18 protein-coding genes are annotated in these 17,523 nt (G+C 68.0%); 10 read left to right on the top strand and 8 right to left on the bottom strand.

All coding sequences use genetic code 11. The annotated features are described in order from the left end of the window. Nucleotides 1-81: 81 nt before the first annotated feature. Together RKE40_RS05620 and RKE40_RS05615 are read right to left on the bottom strand one after the other, a co-directional pair. Complete coding sequence (locus tag RKE40_RS05620) at nucleotides 82-1,242, bottom strand: glycerophosphodiester phosphodiesterase (RefSeq protein ID WP_316017255.1); 1,161 nt, start codon at nucleotides 1,240-1,242, stop codon at nucleotides 82-84. Between the two features lie 120 nt (nucleotides 1,243-1,362). Beyond that, nucleotides 1,363-1,503 carry a hypothetical protein gene (locus tag RKE40_RS05615; RefSeq protein ID WP_316017254.1) on the bottom strand — a complete coding sequence of 47 codons (141 nt, stop codon included), beginning with the start codon at nucleotides 1,501-1,503 and terminating at the stop codon, nucleotides 1,363-1,365. A 148-nt stretch (nucleotides 1,504-1,651) separates the two neighbouring features. Between RKE40_RS05615 and RKE40_RS05610 the strand changes: the two genes are divergently transcribed. Continuing rightward, nucleotides 1,652-2,950 (top strand): RsmB/NOP family class I SAM-dependent RNA methyltransferase, encoded by a 1,299-nt coding sequence (locus tag RKE40_RS05610; RefSeq protein WP_316017253.1) that lies wholly within the window; start codon nucleotides 1,652-1,654, stop codon nucleotides 2,948-2,950. 51 nt (nucleotides 2,951-3,001) lie between these two features. Further along, the gene (guaA, locus tag RKE40_RS05605; RefSeq protein ID WP_316017252.1) at nucleotides 3,002-4,576 is read left to right on the top strand and encodes a glutamine-hydrolyzing GMP synthase; all 1,575 of its coding nucleotides are present in this window, start codon (nucleotides 3,002-3,004) and stop codon (nucleotides 4,574-4,576) included. 100 nt (nucleotides 4,577-4,676) lie between these two features. Here the strand turns inward: guaA and pdxR are convergent, their stop codons facing one another. Further along, nucleotides 4,677-6,164 (bottom strand): MocR-like pyridoxine biosynthesis transcription factor PdxR, encoded by a 1,488-nt coding sequence (gene pdxR, locus RKE40_RS05600; RefSeq protein WP_316017251.1) that lies wholly within the window; start codon nucleotides 6,162-6,164, stop codon nucleotides 4,677-4,679. Between the two features lie 111 nt (nucleotides 6,165-6,275). On the opposite strand from pdxR, the gene RKE40_RS05595 reads away from it, so the two are divergent. Further along, the gene (locus RKE40_RS05595) at nucleotides 6,276-7,505 is read left to right on the top strand and encodes a benzoate/H(+) symporter BenE family transporter (RefSeq protein WP_316017250.1); all 1,230 of its coding nucleotides are present in this window, start codon (nucleotides 6,276-6,278) and stop codon (nucleotides 7,503-7,505) included. A 49-nt stretch (nucleotides 7,506-7,554) separates the two neighbouring features. Here the strand turns inward: RKE40_RS05595 and RKE40_RS05590 are convergent, their stop codons facing one another. Both RKE40_RS05590 and RKE40_RS05585 read right to left on the bottom strand, forming a co-directional pair. Continuing rightward, the gene (locus RKE40_RS05590; RefSeq protein WP_316017249.1) at nucleotides 7,555-8,184 is read right to left on the bottom strand and encodes a Vgb family protein; all 630 of its coding nucleotides are present in this window, start codon (nucleotides 8,182-8,184) and stop codon (nucleotides 7,555-7,557) included. 54 nt (nucleotides 8,185-8,238) lie between these two features. Then, on the bottom strand, nucleotides 8,239-9,459 hold the full coding sequence (locus RKE40_RS05585; protein ID WP_316017248.1) for a helix-turn-helix domain-containing protein: 1,221 nt from the start codon (nucleotides 9,457-9,459) through the stop codon (nucleotides 8,239-8,241). A gap of 119 nt (nucleotides 9,460-9,578) precedes the next feature. On the opposite strand from RKE40_RS05585, the gene RKE40_RS05580 reads away from it, so the two are divergent. The 3 genes from RKE40_RS05580 (at nucleotide 9,579) to RKE40_RS05570 (ending at nucleotide 11,322) form a co-directional block, all read left to right on the top strand. After that, nucleotides 9,579-10,358, top strand: coding sequence for a DUF899 domain-containing protein (locus RKE40_RS05580; protein ID WP_316017247.1), 780 nt, complete (start codon nucleotides 9,579-9,581; stop codon nucleotides 10,356-10,358). Nucleotides 10,359-10,365: 7 nt separating this feature from the next. After that, a complete protein-coding gene (locus tag RKE40_RS05575) occupies nucleotides 10,366-10,626 on the top strand; it encodes a hypothetical protein (protein ID WP_316017246.1) in 261 nt (86 codons plus the stop codon). A 120-nt stretch (nucleotides 10,627-10,746) separates the two neighbouring features. Next, nucleotides 10,747-11,322 (top strand): 2'-5' RNA ligase family protein, encoded by a 576-nt coding sequence (locus RKE40_RS05570; RefSeq protein ID WP_316017245.1) that lies wholly within the window; start codon nucleotides 10,747-10,749, stop codon nucleotides 11,320-11,322. Nucleotides 11,323-11,337: 15 nt separating this feature from the next. Here the strand turns inward: RKE40_RS05570 and RKE40_RS05565 are convergent, their stop codons facing one another. Next, complete coding sequence (locus RKE40_RS05565; RefSeq protein ID WP_316017244.1) at nucleotides 11,338-11,922, bottom strand: phosphoribosyltransferase family protein; 585 nt, start codon at nucleotides 11,920-11,922, stop codon at nucleotides 11,338-11,340. A 202-nt stretch (nucleotides 11,923-12,124) separates the two neighbouring features. Here RKE40_RS05565 and RKE40_RS05560 point away from each other — a divergent pair, with 202 nt between their 5' ends. From RKE40_RS05560 to RKE40_RS05550, 3 genes are all read left to right on the top strand, one after another. Further along, nucleotides 12,125-12,478, top strand: a complete 354-nt coding sequence (locus RKE40_RS05560) for an ArsC family reductase (RefSeq protein ID WP_316017243.1) — start codon at nucleotides 12,125-12,127, stop codon at nucleotides 12,476-12,478. A gap of 86 nt (nucleotides 12,479-12,564) precedes the next feature. Next, the gene (gene tgt / locus RKE40_RS05555) at nucleotides 12,565-13,689 is read left to right on the top strand and encodes a tRNA guanosine(34) transglycosylase Tgt (RefSeq protein ID WP_316017242.1); all 1,125 of its coding nucleotides are present in this window, start codon (nucleotides 12,565-12,567) and stop codon (nucleotides 13,687-13,689) included. Beyond that, nucleotides 13,686-14,492 (top strand): hypothetical protein, encoded by an 807-nt coding sequence (locus RKE40_RS05550; protein WP_316017241.1) that lies wholly within the window; start codon nucleotides 13,686-13,688, stop codon nucleotides 14,490-14,492. Before tgt ends, RKE40_RS05550 begins: the two co-directional genes overlap by 4 nt. A 27-nt stretch (nucleotides 14,493-14,519) precedes the next feature. Here RKE40_RS05550 and RKE40_RS05545 read toward each other — a convergent pair whose 3' ends face one another. Both RKE40_RS05545 and eno read right to left on the bottom strand, forming a co-directional pair. Then, complete coding sequence (locus RKE40_RS05545; protein ID WP_316017240.1) at nucleotides 14,520-15,437, bottom strand: DMT family transporter; 918 nt, start codon at nucleotides 15,435-15,437, stop codon at nucleotides 14,520-14,522. Between the two features lie 90 nt (nucleotides 15,438-15,527). Further along, complete coding sequence (eno, locus tag RKE40_RS05540) at nucleotides 15,528-16,811, bottom strand: phosphopyruvate hydratase (protein WP_316017239.1); 1,284 nt, start codon at nucleotides 16,809-16,811, stop codon at nucleotides 15,528-15,530. A 227-nt stretch (nucleotides 16,812-17,038) separates the two neighbouring features. On the opposite strand from eno, the gene queF reads away from it, so the two are divergent. Further along, entirely contained in the window at nucleotides 17,039-17,494 is a 456-nt protein-coding gene (queF, locus tag RKE40_RS05535) for a preQ(1) synthase (RefSeq protein WP_316017238.1), read from the top strand. Nucleotides 17,495-17,523: the final 29 nt, after the last annotated feature.

Below are 17,523 nucleotides of genomic sequence, written 5' to 3'. Positions count from 1 at the left end.
AATTCCACAGCAGGAATCGAAAGGCCCGTCCCGTGGCAACGGGGCGGGCCTCGCTCTTGTAGGTCTGCTGCGCGGTGCGGGTTACTTCGCGTCGCGCGCCTTCACGGCCGTGCCCGGAAAATCGGAGAACAGCCCGTCGATGCCGAGCGCAAGGAACGCCTTGTACTCGGCCGCCGGATCGCCCTTGAAGTCGGAGGCGAGGCGCTTGGGTTCGCTGCGGAAGGTCCAGGTGTGGACGAAGAGGCCCGCGGCGTGCGCGTCCTTGACGACATTGGTCGGCGCAATCAGCACCCGGTCCTGTTCGTCGATCTTGCCGTCGCCATTCAGGTCCTTCGGCTTGCCGTCGTCGCCGATCACCTGCTTGCCCGCCAGAATATAGGGCTTCCAGGGGCCGACACCATCGGCATAGGTCTTGATCTCCTTCAGACCCTCGGCGGTGACGAGATCCTTGAAGGTGCGCTTGTCGCCGGTGACGACGAAGTCGTAGGGCTTGTCGAAGGGGGCGGCGAGCACGATGCCGCCGTCCTTGTCGACATCGTCGGCATCGACCAGCTGGACGAGGCGCAATTGCGTCTTGCCGCGCAGATATTTGAGATTGGCGGTCTCGAAGCTCTGGATGATCGCCGGCGAGCTCTTCTCGGTCCAGCCGGCGGCCTTGAGCTGGTCGAGCAGGCGGTCCTCGAGCGGCAAGCCGATCGCGGCATGGAAGATCGGGTGCTTGGTCTCCGGATAGATCCCGATGGTGCGGCCGGTCCGGGCGCTCTCGGCCTTGGCGAGGTCGATCACCTGCTGCAGGGTCGGAATCTCGAACTTGCCGTTATGCGACTGGTCGCGATCGGCGAAGGCCTGCTTGGCGCGCAGGGTCTTGAGTTCGGCGAGGGTGAAGTCGCCGGCGAACCAGTCATTGGTGTCGACGCCATCGACCTTCCTTACGGTCTTGCGCGCGGCGAATTCCGGCCGGGTCGAGACGTCGGTGGTGCCCGACAGCATCGGCTCGTGTCGCGCCACCAGCACCCCGTCCTTGGTCGCGACCAGGTCCGGCTCGATGAAGTCGGCGCCCTGTTCGATCGCGAGCTTGTAGGCTTCCAGCGTGTGCTCGGGCAGGGTGCCGCTGGCGCCGCGATGGGCGACGATCAGCGCCGGCTTGCCGTCGAGCGTCGGAGCCTGGGCGAGGGCGGCTGGCGCCCCCAAAGCGAGGGCGAATATGGCCAGCAGCGAGGCCGAATGCAGCAAAGGCTTCATGACGATCCGATCCTTGGTCGCAAAATCAGGCGGCAAGCGTGGTCGGTCGATATGACAGCGCTTTGAAGGCGGCGCTCTTGTTATTGGGGCGCCGGTGTCCGGCGCCCATTCCGTCGAATATCAGCGCCGGCCGCTTTCCAGCTTGGTCTTGGCATCGACCGGCTTGGCCGGCGGCGGGGTCAGATCCTGCTGCTGGGTGGCGCAGGCGGCGAGCGAAAGGCAGAACAGGCCGGCGAGGGCAAGGCGGGTAAGCTTGGTCATTGACGGCGTCCCGAAGCTGGGTTGGCGTTGCGTAAGCTATTGTGTCGTCTTTCTGCTTGTGGAACGACGGCGTCAAGAGCCCCTAGCCCAGTTCAGAATCGGTCGAGATCGCGCACGATCCGACAGGCATAATCCCAGGAAGCCGGACATGACTCCCGCCGCCCGCATCAGCGCCGCCATCGAGGTCCTGGCCGATCTGATCCAGCGCCGCCGGCCCGCCGCCGATGCCTTGAAGGATTGGGGCCTGGCCCGCCGCTTCGCCGGCTCGAAGGATCGCGCTGCCGTCGCCTCGCTGGTCTACGACGCGCTGCGGCGCCGGGCGTCATCCGCCCACGCGCTCGGCGAGGAGACGCCGCGGGCGCTGGTGCTCGGCATGCTGGTCAGCCAGCGCGGACTTCGGCCCGACGAGATCGCCGCGCTGTTCAACGGCCAGAACCATGCGCCCGCGCCCCTGACCGAGTTCGAGGTCGCCGGGCTCGCCACCTTCGATCTCTCGGCTGCGCCGGGCTGGGTCCGGGCCGACGTTCCCGAATGGCTCTGGCCCTCCTTCGTCGAGGCCTTCGCCGAACATGCCGTCGCAGAAGGTGAGGGGCTTTCGGCGCGCGCACCCGTCGACATCCGCACCAACCGCCTGAAGACCGGGCGCGACGCGCTGCGCGCGGCACTGTCGCATCTGCAGCCGGAAATGGGCGCCTGGTCGCCGGATGCGCTGCGCTTCCAGCCCGGCCCCGACGGGCGTGGACCGACCCTTCAGAGCGAGCCCGCCTTTTTCGCCGGCGAGTTCGAGATCCAGGACGAGGGCTCGCAGCTCGTTGCTGCACTGGCCGGTGTGAAGCCCGGCGACACCGTGATCGATCTCTGTGCCGGCGCCGGCGGCAAGACCCTGGCACTCGCTGCCCTGATGGGCAATGAGGGCCGCATCTTCGCGACCGATCTCGACAGTCGCCGGCTCTCGCCGCTCCACGACCGGCTGACGCGCTCCGGCGCGAGCAATGTCGAAGTGCGCGTGCCGCGCAGCCGTGGCCATGACGCGCTCTCCGATCTCGCCGGCACCGCCGATCTCGTGCTGGTCGACGCCCCTTGCACGGGCTCCGGCACCTGGCGGCGCAATCCCGATGCCAAATGGCGCGTGCGCCCCGGCGCGCTCGCCGAGCGGATCAGGGAACAGGCCGAGGTGCTGGATCGCGCTGCCGGTCTGGTCAGGCCGGGCGGGCGGATCGCCTACATCACCTGCTCGGTCCTGCCCGAGGAGAACGATGTGGCGGTCGAGGCATTCCTGGAGCGCCATCCCGGCTTCGCCTTGGTCCCGATGCGCGACCTGCTAAGCGCTGGCGAGGTCGATTACGGCCTGCTCGCCCGTTTCGCGACGCAGAGCGGGCTGCAATTGTCGCCGGCGCGGACCGGGACGGACGGGTTCTATCTGAGCTGCCTCGCGGCGCCGGGCTGAGCTGCTCGCTGGGCCGTTGCGCGCTCGCCCGCGATGGCGTAACCGAGCGCGATGAGCGCCCAGCCCCAAAACCCCGTCCACGACTCCATCCTCATCATCGACTTCGGCAGTCAGGTGACGCAGCTGATCGCGCGTCGCGTGCGCGAGATCGGCGTGTATTGCGAGATCGCCCCGTTCCAGTCGGCTTCCGAGGCCTTCGCCCGGATGAAGCCGAAGGGCGTGATCTTCTCCGGTGGCCCCGCCTCGGTGCCGGACGCGAATTCGCCGCGCGCGCCGCAGGAGGTCTTCTCCTCCGGCCTGCCGGTCCTCGGCATCTGCTATGGCCAGCAGACCATGGCCCACCAGCTCGGCGGCAAGGTCGAGGGCGGCCACGCCGCCGAATTCGGCCGCGCCGATGTCGAGATCGTCACGCCTTCGGCGCTGTTCGCAGGCATCTGGGAGCAGGGCGGGCGCTATCCGGTCTGGATGAGCCATGGCGACCGGGTCACGCAGCTCCCGGCCGGCTTCAGCGTGAAGGCCACCTCCGAGAACGCGCCCTATGCGGTGGCGAGCGACGAGGATCGCCGCTTCTACTCGACCATGTTCCACCCCGAGGTCGTGCACACCCCGGACGGGGCGAAGCTGCTGCGCAACTTCGTCGTCGACATCTGCGGCTGCAAGCCCGACTGGAGCATGTCGGCCTATCGCGCCGAGATGCAGAAGAAGATCCGTGATCAGGTCGGCAAGGGCCGGGTGATCTGCGGGCTCTCCGGCGGTGTCGACTCGGCCGTCGCCGCGGTGCTGATCCACGAGGCGATCGGCGACCAGCTGACCTGCGTCTTCGTCGATCACGGTCTGATGCGGATGAACGAAGCCGAGGAGGTCGTTCGCCTCTTCCGTGACCACTACAACATCCCGCTGGTTCATGTTGAAGCCGAAGAGCTTTTCCTCTCCGAACTCGCCAAGTGCGGTTCCGATCCCGAGGCCAAGCGCAAGACCATCGGCCGGCTCTTCATCGACGTCTTCGACGCCGAGGCCGCCAAGCTCGGCGGCGCCGACTTCCTCGCCCAGGGCACGCTCTATCCAGACGTGATCGAGAGCGTCTCGTTCTCCGGCGGACCTTCGGTGACGATCAAGAGCCACCACAATGTCGGCGGCCTGCCCGAGCGGATGAAGATGAAGCTCGTCGAGCCGCTGCGCGAGCTATTTAAGGACGAGGTCCGCGTGCTCGGCCGCGAGCTTGGCCTGCCCGAGGCCTTCGTCGGCCGCCACCCCTTCCCGGGACCTGGCCTCGCCATCCGCTGCCCGGGCGAGATCACCAAGGAGAAGCTCGACATCCTGCGCAAGGCCGATGCGATCTATCTCGAGGAGATCCGCAAGGCCGGGCTCTACGACGTGATCTGGCAGGCTTTTGCCGTGCTGCTGCCGGTGCGCACTGTCGGCGTGATGGGCGACTACCGCACCTACGACCATGTCTGCGCGCTACGCGCCGTCACCTCGGTCGACGGCATGACGGCGGATTTCTACCCCTACGACATGGCCTTCCTCGGCCGCACCGCGACCCGCATCATCAACGAGGTCAAGGGCATCAACCGGGTGGTCTACGACGTGACGAGCAAGCCGCCCGGCACGATCGAGTGGGAGTGACCCGGTAGAGCCGACAGATCTCCGGAGGGGCGTCGAAGTTGTCGGCGCCCTTTTTTTGGGCCGACGCGCCCGAAACGGAGACGCGCCGCTACCCGGCGTGTCAGCACTTTGCCTCCCGAAGCGCGGTCGCGAGCTTGCTGACTGCGGCCTCGATCTCGTTCGGCGCATAGGCGGCAAAGCCCATCAGGAAGCCGGGCTGGCCGTGGCCGGCCGCGTGGAGCGACGACAGTCCCAGCAGCGCGATCCCTGCGCGTCGCGCTGCGTCGACGGCAGCGCGCTCGGACAGGCCGGGATGCAGCAGGCAGGGCATCTGCAGCCCGCCGGCAGGCACCTGCGCCTCGGCGATGCCATCCAGATGCTTGCCGACGAGGCCGGCCAGCAGACCAAGGCGCTCGGCGTAGATGCCGCGCATGGCGCGGACATGCGCGCCGAAATGCCCGCCTTCCATGAAACGGGCGAGCGTCATCTGCGCCAGCGGCGCCGAATGTCCGTCGAGCAGCGTGCGCGCCACCGTCATCGGCTCGATCAGCTCGCGCGGCAGCACGGCATAACCGATCCGAAGGCCCGGAAAGAGCGATTTCGTGAAGGTGCCGATATAGATGGTCCGCTCATGCGGATCGAGCCCCTGCACGCAGGCCGTCGGCTTGCCGGCATAGTGGAACTCGCTGTCGTAATCGTCCTCGATGATCCAGGCCTGATGGCGGGCGGCCCATTCGATCAGCGCTAGGCGGCGGTCGAGCGACAGCGTTGCGCCGGTGGGAAACTGGTGCGAGGGCGTGAGGAACACGGCCCTGGCCCGGCGCGGCTCTGAGACGATCTGCTCGACCAGCAGGCCTTGGTGGTCCAGTTGGATCGGGACGCACTCCAGCCCGGCGGCATCGAACGCCTTGCGCGCGCCGTAATAGACGGGGTCCTCGATGAAGATGCGCTCGCCGGCATCGAGCAGCACGCTCGCGCACAGTGCCAGCGCCTGCTGCGAGCTGGTCAGGATCAGAACCCGGTCGGCCGTGGCATGAGCCCCGCGCTCGAGGTTCACATAATCGGCTATCGCCCGCCGCAGCGGCTCGACGCCCTGCGGGTCGCCATGCAGCAACGCCGCGGTGCCGACCTCCTTTAGCACCTGCCGCTCCAGGCGTTCCCAGAGTCGGAGGGGAAAGCTGCGCGTCTCCGGTATCCCGGGTGCGAAGGGCCGCGGCGACAGGAGCTCGCGAACGCCGCCGCTGCGGAACATCGACTCGCCGCGCCGGCTGAGGTTTGGTGCCTGGCTGCGGAAGGCCGTGTCGCGCGAGGCGTGACGACGACTGGACGCCAGCTCCGTCGCTTCAGCCACGAAGCTGCCGCTGCCGACGCGCCGCTCGATGAAGCCCTCGGCATGAAGCTGTGCGTAGGCGGTCTCGATCGTGTCGCGCGACAGGCCGAGCGATTTTGCGAGGGCGCGCGAGGCGGGCAGCGGCTTCCCGCGCCCGAGGGCGCCGTCGAGGATGAGCTGGCGGATCGCGCGCTGGATTCTGGCATGCAGCGGGAGCGCGGCATGGGCGGGATGGGCCAGCCAGGCTTTCACTGTCTCCAGTTGGGAATGCTTGAACAAATGGTCTGGATCTCTGCCGGAAAGTGGCTGGGATTGTCAGACCATTGATCGGCTAGTTGTCAACGCGCCCCGCAGCGACTGCGCCCATCTCTCGGAAGACCTGTCACGACCATGCCGTCCGGTTTCGCGCCATCCAGCCGCCTCAACGATCTCGCGCATCCCGTCGTCGCGGGGCTGATCTCGGTGATCGTCAACTATGGCGGCACCTTCATCCTGGTCTTCCAGGCCGCCAAGCTCGCCGGCCTCAGCCCTGAGCTGACTGCCTCCTGGGTCTGGTCGGTCTCGATAGGCGTCGGGCTGACGGGCCTTGTCCTGAGCTGGCGCTATCGCGAGCCGATCATCACCGCCTGGTCGACGCCGGCGGCGGCCTTCCTCGTCACCGCGCTCGCGACCACGCCCTATGCCGAGGCGGTGGGGGCCTACATGATCTCCGCGGCAGCCTTCGTCGCGCTCGGCCTGTCGGGCTGGTTCGACAAGGTCATCCGCCTGATCCCGCCCGGAATTGCGTCCGGCCTGCTGGCCGGCATCCTGCTGCAATTCGGTATCGGCGCCTTCGGCGGCGCAAGCGTCGATCCGCTGCTGGTCGGGCTCTTGATCCTCACCTATCTCGCCCTGAAGAGATGGTCGCCGCGCTATGCCGTGGTCGGCATCCTCGTTCTCGGGCTCGCCTTCCTGCTGGTGCAGGGCAGGGTGGACCTGTCGGGCCTGCGGCTTCAGCTCGCGGCGCCGGTCTTCACCATGCCGGAGTTCTCGCTGAACGCGCTGCTCAGCGTCGCGCTGCCGCTGTTCCTGATCACCCTGACCGGCCAGTATATGCCGGGGATGCTGGTCCTGCGGAACGATGGCTTCAAGACCAGCGCCGATCCGATCGTCACCGTGACCGGCCTCGGTTCGCTGCTGATGGCGCCCTTCGGCTCCCACGCTTTCAACCTCGCCGCGATCACGGCGGCGATCGCCACCGGCAAGGAGGCTCATGAGGAGCCCGCGAGGCGCTGGATCGCCGGCATCGCCGCCGGCTGCCTCTACGTGCTGGTCGGGGTGTTCGGCGTCACGCTCGCGGCAGTATTCATGGCATTCCCCGCGACCTTCATCACGACGCTCGCCGGCCTTGCTTTGCTCGGCACGATCGGCGGCAGCCTGGCGGCGGCGCTGGCCGACCCGGCCTCCCGCGAAGCGGCGCTGATCACCTTCCTGGCCTCGGCCGCCAACATCCAGTTGCTCGGCATCGGCGGCGCGTTCTGGGGCCTGCTGATCGGCCTCGCCGCCTACGCCGTCCTGAACGGCCACCTGCCGCGCCGCGCGCGCAGCGTTGTGGTCGCGAGCGGCGGGGCCGGGAAGTGAGGGCGGTCACGCTCGCCGCCGGGCCGCTCTGCGGCAGTGCCGGACGGTCTTAGCGAGGCCGCCGCACGACCCTGAGCACGCCGATCTTGCCGCCGCCGCAGTAGAAGCGGTCGCCGCCATCGGCCTCGAGACCCGAGACGCCGGTGCCGGCCGGCATGTCGAGCCGTTCCAGCACCGCCCCGGTTTGCGGATCGACGCGCCGGAGCTCGCTCTCGTCGTTTTCCCAGGTGCCGTGCCAGAGTTCGCCATGGCTCCAGGTCACGCCGGTGACGAAGCGGTTCGACTCGATGGTGCGCAGGATGGCGCCGGTTTCCGGGTCGATCTGGTGGATCTTGCGGTCGCGATGCTGGCCGACCCAGAGCGTGCCCTCCGCCCAGGCCAGCCCGGAATTGCCGCTGCCCGGTGCCGGGATCGTATTCAGAACCGTGCCCGTCTGCGGGTCGATCTTCTGGATGCGGTCCTCGGCGATCTGGAACAGGTTCTGGCCGTCGAAGGCGGTGCCGGCATCCGCGGCGACATCGAGCGAGCGTTCCGTCTTTCCGCTCTCGGGATCGAGCGCGTTCAGCCTGCCGTCGGTCGCGAACCAGACATGCCGGCCGTCATAGGAGACGCCGTGAACGCCGTCGACGCCGGGGAAGGGGCCGTATTCGCGGATGATCTCGGCTGCTGATCGTTTCATGGCGCGGCTCCGGAACGGGGCGGGGGCTTGCGGATCTGGTTGTCGTAATCCCTTCTAGCTGCCCGGCGGCGGGGCCGGGAGTAACAAGACTGTCGGGAAGCCGGGCACTGGCGGCGTCACCCAGCGGCGCGCCGGCCCGCGGCCGAAGGATTGGACCCGGCCTGCCGAGGCGAGGGCGTCGAGGGCGCGCTGCACGCTGCGCGAGCTCGTCCCGAGCGCGAGCGCGAGCCCCGAGCTCGACCACGCCTCGCCATCCGCGAGCAGGGCCAGGAGTGTCGCATGCCGTTCCTCGACCGGCGGCGCCAGAACCACGATGCCGGAGGCGCGATGCGGCAGGAGGGCGAAACCGTCGGCGGTGGCGCTGATCTCGGCGAGCCCCCGAAGCGCGGCGCGCAACCGCCCGATCTCGACCCGCAGCCGGGCGCGATGCGATTCATCGGCCTCCTTCGCCCGGAACGCCCGCGCGACCAGTGCGTTGCGGGAGACGTCGCCGGGCCAGGCTTCCGCAAGGGCGCGCGCGAGCGCGAACAGCACCGGCCGGGTGGCGAGCGCAACTATCGCATCGGCGGTCCGCACGCTGTTCCGGCAGGCGTCGATGATCAGCGCGCCCGTTGCGGGAAGTCTCTCGACCTCCTCCAGCAGGAGCAGCCTGGCCCCGCCGCGCGCGATCAGGCGCGCAGCCGGGGCGCGCAGCAGAGCCGTCGCGCTTTCGACCTCGGCGACCAGCGCCTCGATGCCGGAGTGACGCGCGGCGCGCGCGGCCTGCGCCAGGGCCGTGCGGGCGACCTGCGTCCGCAGCCGCCTGATCGCGATGCCGGCGATGACGAGTTCGTGCGCCGCCCGCAGGGCCGGCGGCAAGGGGGACGGGTCGATTTCGGCGAGCGTCTGCTCCGCCTCGTCGAGCCGGCCGATCAGCACGAGGCGCCGCACCGAAAGATGCCGGGCATGGGCGGCGTTCAGCCGGTCGCCGCGCCGCTCCAGCGTCGCCCGCGCCGCTTCGAGGCTCTTGGCAGGCCAGCCGAGATCGCGCGAGACCAGGGCGATCTCGGCCTCGGCGACAATGCACCTTGCGCGGGCCACCGCTTCCCTCGGGCCGAAGCCGCGCGCCGCCTTCTGCAGCAAGGCTTTGGCGCGGGCAAAGTCGCCGAGCCGGGCCATGGCGATGCCGCGCAGGGCCAGTGCCGGAGGGTCTTCGCGCAGCGCGACGCGGTTCAGCACTCCGAGCAGATCGCCCGCCGCCAGCGCACGCGCCGCGGCCGTGATCATCGAGTCCATTCAGATCCCGCCAAACTTGTCACTCCCACCGTCTCACGGCCGGCGACTACCAACAAGGCGACGCCGCACCGCCACGAAAACCCGCGGCGGTGGACAGGCGACGACAGGAGACGAGACCGATGACGATGCATCAGACCGGTTCCCGCGACGAATGGCTCGCAGCCCGCATTGCGCTGCTCGAGAAGGAAAAGGAGCTGACGCGGCTCAGCGACGAGCTCGCCCGGCAGCGCCAGCAACTACCCTGGGTCCGTATCGACAAGGCGTTCCGCTTCGAGACCGAGGAGGGCACGGCCTCGCTGGCCGATCTGTTCCGCGGGCGCTCGCAGCTCCTTGTCTACCACTTCATGTTCGGGCCCGATTACAAGGCGGGCTGCCCGTCCTGCTCGGCGATCGCCGACGGCTTCAACGGCATCACGGTGCATCTCGCCAACCACGACGTGACGCTGACGGCGGTGTCGCGGGCGCCGCTGGCCAGGCTCCTCGCCTACCGTGAGCGCATGGGCTGGCGCTTCCCCTGGGCCTCGTGCTCGGACGGCGCCTTCAATTTCGACTTCAACGTCTCCTTCACCGAGCAGCAGCAGCGCGACGGCTCGATCGAGTACAACTTCCAGCGCGAGCCGGCCTTCGTATGGCGTTCGCGTCTGGAGGGCGACAGCGCCTCGGTCACTGAGCGCTTCGCCGCCACGACTGGCACCGATGTGGCGAGCTATACTCGCGAGCGGCCGGGAGTGAGCGCCTTCATCATCGAGGATGGCGTCGTCTATCACACCTATTCGACCTATGCGCGCGGCGTCGACGGCATCTGGAGCATGTATCCCTGGCTCGACCGGGCTCCCAAGGGCCGCAACGAGGCGAACGGCCCTTGGTGGCGTCGTCATGACGAATACGGCCAGAGCTGAGGCGGCCATGGCGAGCCGTCCCGATTTCGCCGGTGTCGCATCTCTCCGCGCGGCGGACTGGCTGGCCTTGGCCGCTGCGCCGACCTTCGCTGCCATGGGCCTGCTCACCCTGGTCTTCGAGAACGGCGCGCCGACGCTGCCTTGCGCCGCCATGCCGGGCGCCGCGCCGATGAACGGCATGGCCGCGATGTACCTGCTGATGAGCGTCTTCCATCTGGCGCCCTGGCTCAGGCTGGCCGCCGGCCTGAGTTCAAGCACCTCGGCCTGATGCCGGCAGCAAGGCGGGCGCGCTCGCCTTGCTGAAAATTCGCCTGCCGGCGCCAGGTTCTTGTTCTTTTGTTCTCTATATGTTCTAATTCATCGTGGGGGCGCATCCGAGGAGAGGCGCATGTTCATGGTCGAACCGGGCGGGTATTCCCGCCACCAGCCTATCAATAACTATTTCTTCGCGATCGTGCCGACCGCCGAGGCGGGCAGGGAGATCGACCGCATCGCCGACGGTTTCCGGCGATTGCACGATCTCCGCGGTTCGATCATCGGTACCGGCCGCTACCATATCTCGCTCTGCGGTGTCGGAGGGCCCGGTCCGGCGCCGGACGAGGTGCTGTCCAAGCTGCAGGCCATCGGCGACCAGGTTCGTTGCCAGCCATTCGATGTCGGCTTCGACCATGCGGTGAGTTTCAGCCAGGGCGCGCGCAAACGGCCTCTCGTCCTCGCCAACAGCGAGGGCTTGCCGGCGCTGGGCTGGCTTCAGGCCGGACTCAGGCGCGCGATGGCAGCCTGTGAACTCCAGGCGAAGAGCCAGTTCAATCCGCATCTGACCATGCTCTATGACGAGCAGATCGTGCTGGAGACCGGAATTCGGCCGCTGCGCTGGACGGTGCACGACTTCGTGCTGATCCAGAGCGTCAATGGCGAAAAACGGCATCGCCATCTGGCGCGCTGGCCGCTGGGCGGCGGGTAAGCGTGCCCGCGTTCTTCAGGCGCTCTCCGCTGCCTCCGGCGCCGTGCGCGGGACGGTGCGCAGCACTTCCGCCCGGATGCCGCCTTGGGCGAGGCGCTCGCGGCCGCTCATGCCCTCGATCTCGAAGACGAAGAGCGCCGTGTCGCAACGGCCGCCGAGCCGGCGGATCAGCCGCGCCGTCGCTAGCGCCGTACCGCCCGAGATCAGGCAGTCGTCGACGATCGCGACATGGCGGCCCGCCAGCCCGGCGCCTTTCGAGATCACGACACCTTCGCCGAGTTCGTAGTTCGCGATGATGCTGCGCATCACCTCGTTGCGCAGCGAATCGACCTTGCGGATGTCGATGAAGCCGAGGCCGTTGCGATAGGCCAGCGCTCCGGCGAGGCCGAGCCCACCGATGTCGATGCCGGCGAGCACCTCGACATCGGCCGGTATCCGCGACGCGAGCGCATCGACGATGGGGCGCGTCCGGGCCGCATCGCTGGTTGCGATGGAGAGGTCGGGGAAATCCACCCCGGCAGCCGGATGGTTCTTCCAGGAGCGGAACGGAATATCGAGCTCGTCGTCGCGCTTCGCGGCCTGTTGCAGCTGATCGATCATGACGCGTCCATGCGATTCTCCGCCCGCCCGATACATGCCATCGTTGCCGATCGGATGACGGAACGCGAGAGACGGCTGCTTGTCCGCGCTATTCGGCCCGATCAGCGCGCCTGGCATGCCGATACCCTGTAGCGCGCCCGCTTGATCTCGTATGGCCGCCATGCCAACCCCGCGCCGACAGCAATCGAGGACAGGCGCGACGATGGTTACGCTCTACGGCATCAAGAACTGCGACACGATGAAGAAGGCCTGGAGCTGGCTCGACGCGAACAAGGTCCCCTACGCCTTCCACGATTATCGTGTCTCCGGCATCGACAAGACGAGCCTCGAGGCCTGGTGCCGCGAGCTCGGCTGGGAAAAGGTGCTCAATAAGGCCAGCACCACCTTCCGGGCCCTGCCCGAGGCGGAGAAGCAGGGGCTCGATGCCGGGAAGGCAGTTGCTCTGATGCTGGCACAGCCGACCATGATCAAGCGCCCGGTGCTCGATCTCGGCGAACGTCGCCTGCTCGGCTTCAAGCCGGACGCCTACGCGGCGGCTTTCGCCACCAAGGCCTGACGCGGCAAGCCGTTCGGCGGCGCCGGAACGTCCGGTCGGCGTCGGCTGCACTTCCTTCGCCGGCCCGGCTGGGCTAGGCCGGCGAAATGACAACCGATTTCAGCTTCCATCTGCTCGGCCGCGATGGTGCGGCGCGCACCGGCGAGGTCCGGATGCCGCGCGGCGTGATCCGCACCCCCGCCTTCATGCCGGTCGGCACGGCCGCGACCGTCAAGGGCATGTATCCGGAGCAGGTCAAGGCGCTCGGCGCCGACGTCGTGCTCGGCAACACCTACCATCTGATGCTGCGCCCGGGTGCGGAGCGCGTCGCCAAGCTCGGCGGGCTGCACAAGTTCATGAACTGGCCGCATCCGATCCTGACCGATTCCGGCGGGTTCCAGGTGATGTCGCTCGCCAATCTGCGCAAGCTGACCGAGGAGGGCGTGACCTTCCGGTCCCATATCGACGGCTCCAAGCACGTGCTGACGCCGGAGCGCTCGGTCGAGATCCAGAACCTGCTCGGTTCCGACATCGTGATGCAGCTCGACGAGTGCGTCGCCCTGCCTTGCGAGCACAAGGTCGCCGAGAAGGCGATGCGGCTTTCGCTGCGCTGGGCCGAGCGCTGCAAGGCGGCCTTCGGCACGCAGCCGGGCAGGGCCCTGTTCGGGATCGTCCAGGGCGGCGACGTGCCCGCTCTGCGCGTCGAGAGCGCCCGCGAGCTCGCGGCCATGGACCTCAAGGGCTACGCCATCGGCGGGCTAGCGGTCGGCGAGCCGCAGGAGGTGATGCTGGCGATGATCGAGACGGTCGAGCCGCACATGCCGCAGGAGAAGCCGCGCTATCTGATGGGCGTCGGCACGCCAGACGACATCGTCGAGGCGGTTCGCCGCGGCGTCGACATGTTCGATTGCGTGATGCCGACCCGGGCCGGGCGCCATGGCCAGATCTTCACCCGCTTCGGCCGAATGAACCTGAAGAACGCCAAGCATGCCGAGGACACGAGGCCGATCGATCCGCAATCGAGCTGCCCGGCGGCGAACACCTATTCGCGCGCCTATCTCCATCACCTCGTCAAGGCCGAGGAAATGCTCGGCAAGATGCTGCTGACCTGGATCAACCTCGCCTATTACCAGGATCTGATGGCGGGGCTGCGCGCCGCGATCGCGGCTGGGCGTCTCGACGATTTCATCGCCGAGACCAAGCAGGGCTGGGAGCGGGGCGAACCGGCGTGATCGAGCCCTGGCTCGGCCTGCTGCTCATGAAGATGGCGGTCGCGGCCGCCATCGTCGTCAGCTGTTCGCTGCTCGCCGAGCGGTCGGGGCCGCTGCTCGCGGCGATGATCGCGACGCTGCCTATCTCGGCCGGGCCGGTCTATGTCTTCCTGGCGCTCGATCACGATGCGGCGTTCATCGCCGGCAGCGTGCTCGGCAGCATGAATTCCAATCTCGCCAATGCCGGGCTGTCGCTGGTTTACGTCCTGCTTGCGCAGCGCTTCGGCACGGTCATCTGCCTCGCGGCGGCCTTGCTGACCTGGCTACTGATCGTCAGCGCCCTGCAGAGGCTGGCATGGCCGTTCGTCGTCGCATTGGCGGTGACGCCGATCGTCTTCCTGACCTTGCACCGTATCGTTCACCCGTACCTCGCGGCGCGTCCGGCGATCACGCCGCGGCGGCCATGGTATGCGATCCCCTTGCGCGCCGCTGCGGTCGCGATGCTGGCGGGAACGGTCACCACCATCAGCGCCCGCGTCGGTCCGGCCTGGTCGGGCGTTCTGGCGACCTTTCCGATCGTTCTGTCGAGCCTGATCGCGATCCTGCAGCCGCGCATCGGCGGGCCGGCCAGCGCAGCGGTGATCGCCAACGGTGTCCTCGGCCTGCTCGGCTTCGGCTTCGCGCTCGCGCTGGTCCATGTCACGGCGGTGCCGCTCGGTTCCTGGGCGGCGCTGAGCCTCGGCCTGCTGGTCTGTATCCTGTGGAATCTCGGCCTGATGGCGCTGGCGCGCATTTCGGTCGGCCGGAAGCGGCCGAACGGATAGAGCTCGCGCGGGCTCCGGGCGAATGCCCTAGCGCGCCGGGCGCCGCCATGAGGCGATGAACAATCCGCCGATAATCATGGCGATGCCGCCGATCTGGAGGCCGCTCGGGATTTCGCCGAGCATGGGAATGGCGAGCAGCGTGCCGACGACGGGGATCATCGGCGGGAAGCGCCCGGCGACCGAGGGACCGAGCACCGGCGTCGACCAGCTCCAGATCCACAGCCCGACGATGACGTTGAGCACGCCCTGATTGATCGCGTGCGCCAGCAGCACCCACCAGGGCGCCACGTCGAAGCCGCGGAAATAGAAGGCGAAGTAGATCGGCAGATAGGCCATCGACAGCACGGACACGACCGCGGTCGCCTTCAGCGCATCGACACGCCAGAGCTGGATCAGCAAGGGGTAGCCGCCCCAGATCAGTCCGACCCCGAGGAAGCAGAGATCGCCGAAGACGATGCCCGGATTGGCATAGGCGGTGCCGGCGATGCCGAGGCAGGCGAGGCCGATGAGCACGGCCGCGACACCGAGCACGAGCTGCCGGGTCAGTACCGCGCCGAACAGGACGACGCTGCCGACGATCCCGATCACCGTGACGGTGCCGGGGCCGATCACCGCGCCATGCGCCGCCGGGGCGTAGGTCAGCCCGGTCATGAGCAGGAAACTCATCGGGAAGCCGCTCATCACCGCCAGGACGAGGCCGCGCCCCCAGCCGAGCCCGGCGCAATCGCGCAGTCCCCCGGCCATCATGAAGCTGGGCAGCAACAGGAAGCCGGCGGTCACGAAGCGCAGCGCCAGCATGTCGTGCGAGGAGAGGCCGTTCAGCACCGCATGGCGGCTGACGACGAAATTGGCCCCGAAGATCAGCATGGCAACGGCCATGCCGACAAAGGCGAGCTTGCGACGCCGGCGCAAACGCTCGTCCGAAAGGGGCACGGTCTGATGCATGCTCCGGCTTAGCGCCGGAGCATGGTCTTCGTTAGTGGGTTTGCCGCATGGGCCGTGCGCGCCGCTGGCGCTGCAGCGCACAAGAAACCGTCAGGCGAGCGCCTTCAGGGCTGAACGACCGGCATAGATCGCCTGGTCGCCGAGCTCCTCCTCGATGCGCAGGAGCTGGTTGTACTTCGCCGTCCGGTCGGAACGGGCGAGCGAGCCGGTCTTGATCTGCCCGCAATTCGTCGCGACCGAGAGGTCGGCGATGGTCGAATCCTCGGTCTCGCCCGAGCGATGCGACATCACCGCGGTGTAGCCGGCGCGCTGGGCCATCTCGACGGCGGCAAGGGTCTCGGTCAGCGTGCCGATCTGGTTGACCTTGACCAGGATCGAGTTGGCGGTCTTCGTCTTGATGCCCTGCGACAGGCGGGTGACGTTGGTGACGAAGAGGTCGTCGCCGACGAGCTGGCACTTGGAGCCGACGAGATCGGTCAGCGCCTTCCAGCCCTCCCAGTCATCCTCGGCCATGCCGTCCTCGATCGAGACGATCGGATAGCTGCCGACGAGCTTGGCGAGGTACTTGGCCTGTGCCTTCGGATCGCGGGTTTTGCGTTCACCCGCATAGACATAGGCGCCGTCCTTGAAGAACTCGGTCGCGGCGCAGTCGAGCGCCAGCGCGATGTCCTCGCCCGGCTTGTAGCCGGCCTTCTCGACCGCCTGCATGACGAAATCGAGCGCCGCTTCCGCCGACTTGATGTTGGGGGCGAAGCCGCCCTCGTCGCCGACATTGGTGTTGTGGCCGGCGTCGTGCAGCGCCTTCTTCAGCGTGTGGAAGATCTCCGCGCCCATGCGCAGGCCTTCGGCGAAGGAGGCGGCGCCGATCGGCATCACCATGAATTCCTGGAAGTCGATCGGGTTGTCGGCATGGGCGCCGCCATTGACGATGTTCATCATCGGCACGGGCAGGACGCGGGCCTGGGTGCCGCCGACATAGCGGTAGAGCGGCAGGCCGGAGGCGTCGGCGGCGGCCTTGGCGACGGCGAGCGAGACGCCGAGGATCGCATTGGCGCCGAGCTTGCTCTTGTTGGGCGTGCCGTCGAGATCGATCATCGCCTCGTCGATGGCGACCTGGTCCTCGGCGTCCATGGCGACGAGCGCTTCGGCGATGGTGATGTTGACGGCCTCGACCGCCTTCTGCACGCCCTTGCCGAGATAGCGGCTCTTGTCGCCGTCGCGCAGCTCGACCGCCTCATGCGCGCCGGTCGAGGCGCCCGACGGGACGGCGGCGCGGCCCATCGAGCCGTCCTCGAGGATGACGTCGACCTCGACCGTCGGGTTGCCGCGGGAATCGAGGATCTGGCGGCCGATGATGTCGATGATCGCGGTCATGGCTGGCTCCGGAGAAGAGGCGGGAACGGATGGATGCCGCGCTTCTAGACATAAGGAGCGGCGACGGGAAGGGGCGGTGGCGTTTGCGGGGTGTCGGCGATACAAGCCGCGCTTGAAAAGAACCGGACGCCGCTTGCCGGCGCTGTCACTGAAACATCCCCGATCTCTAGCGGCGCGTTCTTTCGAGCGTTCCTCGGGATGCGGGATGGATGTCGATTGGAGCGACCATGACCCTCGATGCCTCGACCCTGCAGCTCGGCCAGGCGAGCGCCCTGCCGCAATCGCCGGAGGAAGCCCGCCTCGACCGCGTGCCGAACCCGCATGCCGGCACGGACTATCTCGCCCGCTTCACCTGCCCGGAATTCACCTCGATCTGCCCGGTCACCGGCCAGCCCGATTTCGGCATCCTGGTGATCGACTATCTGCCGGGTGATTGGCTGGTCGAGTCGAAGTCGCTGAAGCTCTATCTCGGCGCCTTCCGCAACCACGGCGCCTTCCACGAGGACTGCACCGTCAACATCGGCAAGACGCTGGTCGACCTGCTGCAGCCGAAGTGGTTCCGGATCGGCGGCTACTGGTATCCGCGCGGCGGCATCCCGATCGACGTGTTCTTCCAGACCGGCGAGCCGCCCAAGGGCCTGTGGCTGCCCGACCAGGGCGTGGCGCCCTATCGCGGGCGCTGAACCGTCGTCCTTCCGGGCCTTTCGACATG

Origin of the sequence: Allobosea rubneri (assembly GCF_032464875.1) — a bacterium.
GTDB classification, from domain to species: domain Bacteria; phylum Pseudomonadota; class Alphaproteobacteria; order Rhizobiales; family Beijerinckiaceae; genus Allobosea; species Allobosea rubneri.
The sequence above is the reverse complement of the archived record's forward strand: the minus strand, read 5'-3'. Positions and strand labels throughout refer to the sequence as shown.

Coding starts and splice junctions, on each gene's coding strand:
- RKE40_RS05620 (WP_316017255.1), bottom strand. CDS start 1,242: ATGAAGCCTTTGCTGCATTCGGCCTCGCTGCTGGCCATATTCGCCCTC.
- RKE40_RS05615 (WP_316017254.1), bottom strand. CDS start 1,503: ATGACCAAGCTTACCCGCCTTGCCCTCGCCGGCCTGTTCTGCCTTTCG.
- RKE40_RS05610 (WP_316017253.1), top strand. CDS start 1,652: ATGACTCCCGCCGCCCGCATCAGCGCCGCCATCGAGGTCCTGGCCGAT.
- guaA (WP_316017252.1), top strand. CDS start 3,002: ATGAGCGCCCAGCCCCAAAACCCCGTCCACGACTCCATCCTCATCATC.
- RKE40_RS05595 (WP_316017250.1), top strand. CDS start 6,276: ATGCCGTCCGGTTTCGCGCCATCCAGCCGCCTCAACGATCTCGCGCAT.
- RKE40_RS05590 (WP_316017249.1), bottom strand. CDS start 8,184: ATGAAACGATCAGCAGCCGAGATCATCCGCGAATACGGCCCCTTCCCC.
- RKE40_RS05585 (WP_316017248.1), bottom strand. CDS start 9,459: ATGGACTCGATGATCACGGCCGCGGCGCGTGCGCTGGCGGCGGGCGAT.
- RKE40_RS05580 (WP_316017247.1), top strand. CDS start 9,579: ATGACGATGCATCAGACCGGTTCCCGCGACGAATGGCTCGCAGCCCGC.
- RKE40_RS05575 (WP_316017246.1), top strand. CDS start 10,366: ATGGCGAGCCGTCCCGATTTCGCCGGTGTCGCATCTCTCCGCGCGGCG.
- RKE40_RS05570 (WP_316017245.1), top strand. CDS start 10,747: ATGTTCATGGTCGAACCGGGCGGGTATTCCCGCCACCAGCCTATCAAT.
- RKE40_RS05565 (WP_316017244.1), bottom strand. CDS start 11,922: ATGATCGATCAGCTGCAACAGGCCGCGAAGCGCGACGACGAGCTCGAT.
- RKE40_RS05560 (WP_316017243.1), top strand. CDS start 12,125: ATGGTTACGCTCTACGGCATCAAGAACTGCGACACGATGAAGAAGGCC.
- tgt (WP_316017242.1), top strand. CDS start 12,565: ATGACAACCGATTTCAGCTTCCATCTGCTCGGCCGCGATGGTGCGGCG.
- RKE40_RS05545 (WP_316017240.1), bottom strand. CDS start 15,437: ATGCATCAGACCGTGCCCCTTTCGGACGAGCGTTTGCGCCGGCGTCGC.
- eno (WP_316017239.1), bottom strand. CDS start 16,811: ATGACCGCGATCATCGACATCATCGGCCGCCAGATCCTCGATTCCCGC.
- queF (WP_316017238.1), top strand. CDS start 17,039: ATGACCCTCGATGCCTCGACCCTGCAGCTCGGCCAGGCGAGCGCCCTG.